General features: G+C 62.2%; 6 protein-coding genes. All 6 read left to right on the forward strand.

What is annotated here, in order from left to right; genetic code table 11:
* The coding region (locus tag PMI22_RS14350) for an ABC transporter permease (RefSeq protein ID WP_007946029.1) at positions 1–523 on the forward strand (523 nt) is incomplete at its 5' end.
* Positions 520–1,308: an ABC transporter ATP-binding protein gene (locus tag PMI22_RS14345; protein WP_007946030.1), complete on the forward strand. Its 789-nt coding sequence runs from the start codon at positions 520–522 to the stop codon at positions 1,306–1,308. The genes PMI22_RS14350 and PMI22_RS14345, both read left to right, overlap by 4 nt.
* Positions 1,309–1,320: 12 nt before the next feature.
* Positions 1,321–2,046 carry an urea amidolyase associated protein UAAP1 gene (locus PMI22_RS14340; protein WP_007946031.1) on the forward strand — a complete coding sequence of 242 codons (726 nt, stop codon included), beginning with the start codon at positions 1,321–1,323 and terminating at the stop codon, positions 2,044–2,046.
* An 11-nt stretch (positions 2,047–2,057) separates the two neighbouring features.
* On the forward strand, positions 2,058–2,699 hold the full coding sequence (locus PMI22_RS14335) for an urea amidolyase associated protein UAAP2 (protein ID WP_007946032.1): 642 nt from the start codon (positions 2,058–2,060) through the stop codon (positions 2,697–2,699).
* Positions 2,700–3,006: 307 nt separating this feature from the next.
* Positions 3,007–6,654, forward strand: a complete 3,648-nt coding sequence (gene uca / locus PMI22_RS14330) for an urea carboxylase (RefSeq protein ID WP_007946034.1) — start codon at positions 3,007–3,009, stop codon at positions 6,652–6,654.
* A gap of 25 nt (positions 6,655–6,679) precedes the next feature.
* On the forward strand, positions 6,680–7,073 hold a 394-nt coding region (locus PMI22_RS14325; RefSeq protein WP_007946035.1), incomplete at its 3' end, for an amidase family protein.

A 7,073-nucleotide genomic window follows, 5' to 3' on the forward strand; every position in this document is an offset into this window, starting at 1 on the left:
GGCGGCCGGCCCCCTGCCACTGTTTGGTGCGCCGCTTTCCCCGCTGCTGACGGTGTTGTCGATGGTGCCGCCGCTGGCAATCCTGCCGATTCTGTTCATCGTGTTCGGCCTGGGGGAATTGTCGAAAGTGATGCTGATCGTGATCGGCATCACCCCCGCCCTGGCCCGTGATCTGGAACAACGCGCCCGGGAAATTCCGGTCGAGTTGTTGATCAAGGCCCAGACCCTCGGCGCCTCGACCTGGACCCTGATGCTGCGCGTGGTACTGCCGCAACTGCTGCCGCGTTTGCTGATTTCGCTGCGGCTGATGCTCGGTTCGGCGTGGTTGTTCCTGATCGCCGCTGAAGCCATCGCCTCGACCGACGGCCTCGGCTACCGGATCTTCCTGGTGCGCCGTTACCTGGCGATGGACGTGATCCTGCCGTACGTGGTGTGGATCACCCTCCTCGCCTGGCTGATGGACTGGGGCCTCAAGCGCCTGACCCAACGTGCTTTCCCTTGGTATGAAGGAGCACGCGCATGAGCTTCATCAACGTAAAGAACGTGTGGCAGCAATATGGCGATCAGGTGGTGCTCGAAGGGCTGAACCTCAACATCAACGAGGGTGAGTTCTGCACCCTCGTCGGCGCCTCAGGCTGCGGCAAGTCAACCTTCCTGCGCTTGTTGCTCGGTCAGGAACGCGCCAGTCGCGGCGAGATTTTGTTGGACGGTCAGGCCCTGGCCGGCGAACCGGATGCCAGCCGTGGCGTGGTGTTTCAGCGCTACTCGGTGTTCCCGCATTTAACGGTGCTGGACAACGTCGCCCTCGGTCTCGAACTGCCGCGCTCGCCACTGCTCGGACGTCTGTTCGGCAGCGCCAAGCGTGATGCGCGGGAACAGGCCTCGGTGTTGCTGCACAAAGTTGGCCTGGGCCACTCGCTGGACAAGTACCCGGCGCAACTTTCCGGCGGCATGCAGCAACGGCTGGCCATCGCTCAGGCACTGATCATGAAACCCCGGGTGTTGCTGCTCGACGAACCGTTCGGCGCGCTCGATCCGGGTATCCGCAAAGACATGCACGCCTTGCTGCTGGAGCTGTGGCGCGAGACGCAACTGACGGTATTCATGGTCACCCACGACCTGTCCGAAGGTTTCAGCCTCGGCACGCGCCTGCTGGTGTTCGACAAGGTCCGCGTCGACCCGCACGCCCCCGGCGCCTATGGCGCACGCATCACCTACGACATCCCTTTGAACAGCGACCGCCGCACCACCCGTGCCGCCGTCGACGCCCTGCCGGTGCCACTGGCAGGCACGCTTCGTATCGCTTAGAGGAATATGGAAATGACTGATTCGACCCAGCTATTCACGCCCTTCGCCGAAGAATTGCTACCCGGTGGCGGCCATCGTTCGTTCGTGTTGAAACGCGGCCAATTGCTGCGCCTGACCGACCTGCGCGGCGGTGCCAACGTCAGCCTGACGTTGCTCAACGCCAATGAAAAAACCGAACGCCTGAACCTGCCTGACAGCCTTAAATGCCAACACACCGCCAAACTCACCAGCGGCCATTGCCTGTACTCGGACATGGGTCGCGTACTGGCTGCGATCACTGCCGACACCTGCGGCTGGAGCGACAGCCTCGGCGGTGTGCTGTGTGCTGAAGAGGTCGCGGAAAAATACGGCGCGGGGCGCTATCAGGAACTGCGCAACGGCTTCTTCCGCAACGGTACCGACAACCTGTTGGTGGAACTGGGCAAGTGGGGGTTGGGCCTGTCGGACTTGCTGATGACCCTCAACCTGTTCAGCCGGGTGGACGTCGATGAAGCAGGACGCTTCCACTTCGTCGAAGGCAATTCCAGGGCTGGCGATTACATCGAGATGTACGCGCCGATGGACACGCTGGTGGTGCTCACCGCGCTGCAACACCCGATGGACCCGTCACCCGAATACGCACCCAAGCCTCTGAAGCTCAGCTGGATGAACGCCGACGCCAGCGTCGCCGAACACTGCCGCACTTCGCGCCCGGAAAACGAGCGCGGCTTCATCAACACCGACCGTCTGTTCGCCTGAGGATCGCTGCCATGTCACTCGCTATCGCCACCGCTCATCAACAGCCGGACACCGCGATCTACCGCGCCACCATCCCCGCCGGCGAACCCTGGCTGATGGAGGTCAAGGCCGGTCAGACCTTGCGTATTCTCGACCTGGAAGGCAATCAAGCCGTCGACACCCTTTTCTACAGTGTCGCCAATCCAAAGGAACGCTACGACGTGCAGCGCACCTTGCGCCGGCAAAACAGCGTCTACCTGAGCACCGGCAGCGTGCTGTATTCCAACCTCGGCAAACCGATGCTGACCATCGTCGCCGACACCTGCGGCCGTCACGACACCCTCGGCGGCGCCTGCGCGCAAGAGAGCAACACCGTGCGCTACGCCCTGGAAAAACGCTACATGCACAGCTGCCGCGACAACTACCTGCGCGCCTGCGTTCACGACGGGCGACTGGGCAAAGGCGATATCGGGCCGAACATCAACTTCTTCATGAACGTGCCGGTCACGGCGGACGGCGGGCTGACCTTTGAAGACGGCATTTCGGCACCGGGCAAATACGTCGACCTGCGGGCCGAGATGGACGTGATCGTGCTGATCTCCAATTGCCCGCAATTGAACAACCCTTGTAACGCCTACAACCCGACACCGGCGGAGTTATTGGTATGGAACTGAAAATCGCGCGGTTGCGTAAATGGTTGTTCGCCCTGTGTCAGGCCCGCTCCGGGCAGTGCCTGAAAAAGTAAAACCACCCCCAATTCCCTGTGGGAGCGAGCCTGCTCGCGAAGGCGTCAGCACATTCACCATTGATGTCGCCTGACACACCGCTTTCGCGAGCAGGCTCGCTCCCACAAGGGGACGGTGGTGTTTTGAAGTGAAGTGTTTTTTTCACCCGGGACGACCCGGGTGCATCTCGAAAAACTGCGGGACGGCCCGCATCCCAGGTCGAGGCTGATGCGCTATCGCCTCCGGGGGTTATGCCATGTTCGAAAAAGTCCTGATTGCCAACCGTGGCGCCATTGCCTGCCGCATCCTGCGCACCCTGCGCGACTTGCAGGTCAAAGGCGTCGCCGTGTACTCCGAAGCCGATGCCGCCAGCCTGCACATCCTGCAAGCCGATGAAGCCCACAGCCTCGGTGAAGGCGCAGCCGCCGGCACCTATCTGGCGGTCGACAAGATCCTCGCCATCGCCAAAGCCACTGGCGCCACAGCGATTCATCCCGGCTACGGTTTCCTCTCGGAAAACGCCGCATTCGCCGAAGCCTGCGAAGCCGCCAACATTGCCTTCATCGGCCCGACCCCCGAGCAGCTGCGCGTATTTGGCCTGAAACACACCGCCCGCGCCTTGGCCAAGCAACACGGCGTACCGATGCTCGAAGGCACCGAGCTGCTCGACAGCCTCGACGCCGCCCTGATCGCCGGCGAACAGGTCGGCTACCCGGTGATGCTCAAAAGCACCGCAGGTGGTGGCGGCATCGGTATGCGCGTATGCCGCAGCGCAGCGGAGTTGAGTGAGTCCTTTGAAGCAGTCAAACGCCTCGGCCAGAACAACTTCAGCGATGCGGGCGTGTTCATCGAGAAGTACATCCAGCGCGCGCGGCACCTGGAAGTTCAGGTGTTCGGCGATGGTCGCGGCGAGGTGATTGCCCTCGGCGTGCGCGACTGCTCGGTACAACGGCGCAACCAGAAAGTCCTCGAAGAAACCCCGGCACCTAACCTTCCCGAGGGCATGGCCGAAGAGCTTTGCGCAGCCGCCATCAAACTGGCCAAAGCGGTGAGTTACCGCAGCGCCGGCACCGTGGAATTTGTTTTCGACAGCGAAGATCAACGCTTCTACTTCCTTGAAGTGAACACCCGCTTGCAGGTGGAACACGGCGTTACCGAACAAGTGTGGGGCGTCGATCTGGTGCGCTGGATGGTGGAACTGGCGGCCGGTGATTTGCCGTCACTGCGTGAGTTGAGCCAAGGGTTGAGAGCCGAGGGGCACGCGATTCAGGCACGCCTGTATGCCGAAGATCCGGGCCGCGATTTCCAGCCAAGCCCTGGCTTGCTCACCGCCGTAAATTTCCCTGCCGCCAACGGCATCCAACTGCGCATCGACACCTGGGTCGAGGCCGGTTGCGAGATCCCGCCGTACTTCGACCCGATGATCGCCAAGGTCATCAGTTGGGCACCGACCCGTGAAGAAGCACGCGCCGATCTGCATCAGGCATTGGCCGACAGTCAGCTCTATGGCGTGGAAACCAACCGCGATTACTTGCGGCAAATTCTGCTCGATGCGCCATTCGCCAGCGGCCAGCCGTGGACCCGTTGCCTTGAAGGTCTGGTCTATCAGGCCAACACTTTCGAAGTGCTCGGCGCCGGGACGCAGACCAGCGTTCAGGACTATCCGGGGCGTCTCGGTTATTGGGCCGTAGGCGTGCCGCCGTCGGGGCCGATGGACAGTCGCGCGTTGCGTCTGGGCAATCTTTTGCTCGGCAACGAAGAAGGTGCCGCCGCGCTGGAAATCACCATGAGCGGGCCATTGCTGCGCTTCAATTGTGATGCGGTAGTGGCGGTCACCGGCGCGGCAATTCCACTGACGCTGAACGGTGAAAGCGTCGCGATGAACACGGCGCTGTTGGTGCCGGCGGGAGCCACGTTGAGCCTTGGGACGATTGCCGGTGCAGGCGCGCGCAGCTATCTGTGCGTGCGCGGTGGTTTGCAGGTTCCGGATTATCTGGGAAGCAAAAGCACCTTCACCCTCGGTCAGTTTGGCGGGCATGGCGGTCGTGCCCTGCGCGCGGGTGATGTGTTGCATGTTCCTGCTTTGATCGACCGCAGCGTCGGTGCCGAACTGACTGAAGTCCAAGTCACCGAGTTGCCTGCTGTGCGGCAAATCCGCGTGATTTACGGCCCCCATGGCGCACCGGAATACTTCACCGAAAACTACATCGGCACGTTCTTCGCGACCCAATGGGAAGTGCATTTCAACTCCAGTCGAACCGGCGTGCGACTGATCGGGCCGAAACCGCAATGGGTGCGTGCCGACGGCGGTGAAGCGGGACTGCATCCGTCGAACATTCATGACAATCCGTACGCCATTGGTGCAGTGGATTTTACCGGGGACATGCCGGTGATCCTTGGCCCGGACGGCCCGAGTCTGGGCGGGTTTGTGTGCCCGGTGACGGTGATTGAAGCGGACCTTTGGCAGCTGGGACAGTTGAAGGCTGGGGACAAAGTGCAGTTCATCCCGGTCGATATCCAGACCGCCCGCACCCTCGCCTTGAAATGGAACACCCCCTGTGGGAGCGAGCCTGCTCGCGAAGAGGGCGTGTCAGCCGCCATTGATGTTTCAGGTATACCGCTTTCGCGAGCAGGCTCGCTCCCACAGGGGGTTGTGTCGCCTGTGGTGCTGGATTTGGGTCAGGGGGATACGCGGCTGGTCGCGAGGCTGTCCGGTGATACACATCTGCTGCTGGAAATCGGCGCGCCGGAACTCGACTTGGTTTTACGCTTCCGCGCCCACGCCCTCATGCAAGCGCTGGAAAGCAAACACTTGCACGGCGTGATCGACCTCACCCCCGGCATCCGCTCGCTGCAAGTGCACTACCAACCCGAGCAACTGCCGCTGGCCGACCTGCTCGGCATCGTCGCCGGCGAATGGGACGCCGTGTGCGCCGCCAATGATCTGCAAGTGCCCTCGCGCATCGTCCACTTGCCACTGTCCTGGGATGATCCGGCCTGCCAGTTGGCCATCGAGAAATACATGACCACCGTGCGCAAGGACGCACCGTGGTGCCCCAGCAATCTGGAGTTCATCCGCCGCATCAACGACCTGCCCAACCTCGACGAAGTGCAGCGCACGGTGTTCGACGCCAGCTATCTGGTGATGGGCCTGGGCGATGTCTACCTCGGCGCACCCGTCGCCACCCCGCTCGACCCGCGTCATCGCCTGGTGACCACCAAGTACAACCCGGCTCGTACCTGGACCTCCGAAAACTCGGTGGGCATCGGTGGCGCCTACATGTGCGTGTACGGCATGGAAGGCCCCGGCGGTTATCAGTTTGTCGGGCGCACCTTGCAGATGTGGAACCGCTACCGCGAAGTTGCCGCGTTCGATGGCAAACCGTGGCTGCTGCGCTTCTTCGACCAGATCCGCTTCTACCCGGTGAGCGCCGATGAACTGCTGCGCATCCGCAAGGACTTTCCGCTCGGGCGTTTCGAGCTGAACATTGAACACAGCCAGTTGAACCTCGCGGATTACCAGACGTTCCTGGCGCAAGAAGCCAAGGCCATCGCCGCGTTTCGCGATCAGCAACAAGGCGCGTTCAACGCCGAGCGCGAGCGCTGGATCGCCAGCGGCCAGGCGCATTTCGACAGTGAAGAACCGGCCCCGCAAGCGACCGAAGATGCAGCGCTGGCCAGTGGTGAAATGAGCGTCGACAGCCACATCGCCGGCAACCTCTGGCAGGTCCAGGTGAAAACCGGCAGCCGCGTGGCCACCGGTGATGTGCTGGTGATTCTGGAGTCGATGAAGATGGAAATTCCGCTGCTGGCACCCGTGGCCGGCGTGGTGCGCGAGATTCGTGTGCAACCGGGTTCGGCGGTGCGCGCCGGACAACGCGTTGTGGTGCTGGAAGTCGACTGAACCCATTTCGAAAAGGATTAACCCCATGACCCTCAATCTGCAACTCGACGCCCTGCGCAGCGCTTACCGCGACGGCAGCATCACACCTCGAAAACTGCTGTCGAGCCTGCGCGACAAAGCCGCCGCGCTGAACCCGGACTATCACCTGTTCATCCACTTGCTCAGTGCCGAAGAACTGGAACCGTACCTCGCCGCCCTCGACGACCGCGACATCGACAGCCTGCCGCTGTACGGCGTGCCGTTTGCGATCAAGGACAACATCGACCTGGCGGGCATACCGACCACAGCGGCGTGCCCGGACTTTGCCTATGTGCCAGAGCGTTCGGCGACTATCGTCGAGCAATTGCTGGCGCTGGGGGCGATTCCGTTGGGCAAGACCAACCTCGATCAATTCGCCACCGGCCTCAACGGCAGGCGGG

Source organism: Pseudomonas sp. GM21, assembly GCF_000282215.1.
Lineage (GTDB): Bacteria > Pseudomonadota > Gammaproteobacteria > Pseudomonadales > Pseudomonadaceae > Aquipseudomonas.

What these genes read in the sequence shown, in the direction of transcription:
- uca (WP_007946034.1), top strand. Translation starts at nt 3,007, where the DNA reads ATGTTCGAAAAAGTCCTGATTGCCAACCGTGGCGCCATTGCCTGCCGC.
- PMI22_RS14340 (WP_007946031.1), top strand. Translation starts at nt 1,321, where the DNA reads ATGACTGATTCGACCCAGCTATTCACGCCCTTCGCCGAAGAATTGCTA.
- PMI22_RS14345 (WP_007946030.1), top strand. Translation starts at nt 520, where the DNA reads ATGAGCTTCATCAACGTAAAGAACGTGTGGCAGCAATATGGCGATCAG.
- PMI22_RS14335 (WP_007946032.1), top strand. Translation starts at nt 2,058, where the DNA reads ATGTCACTCGCTATCGCCACCGCTCATCAACAGCCGGACACCGCGATC.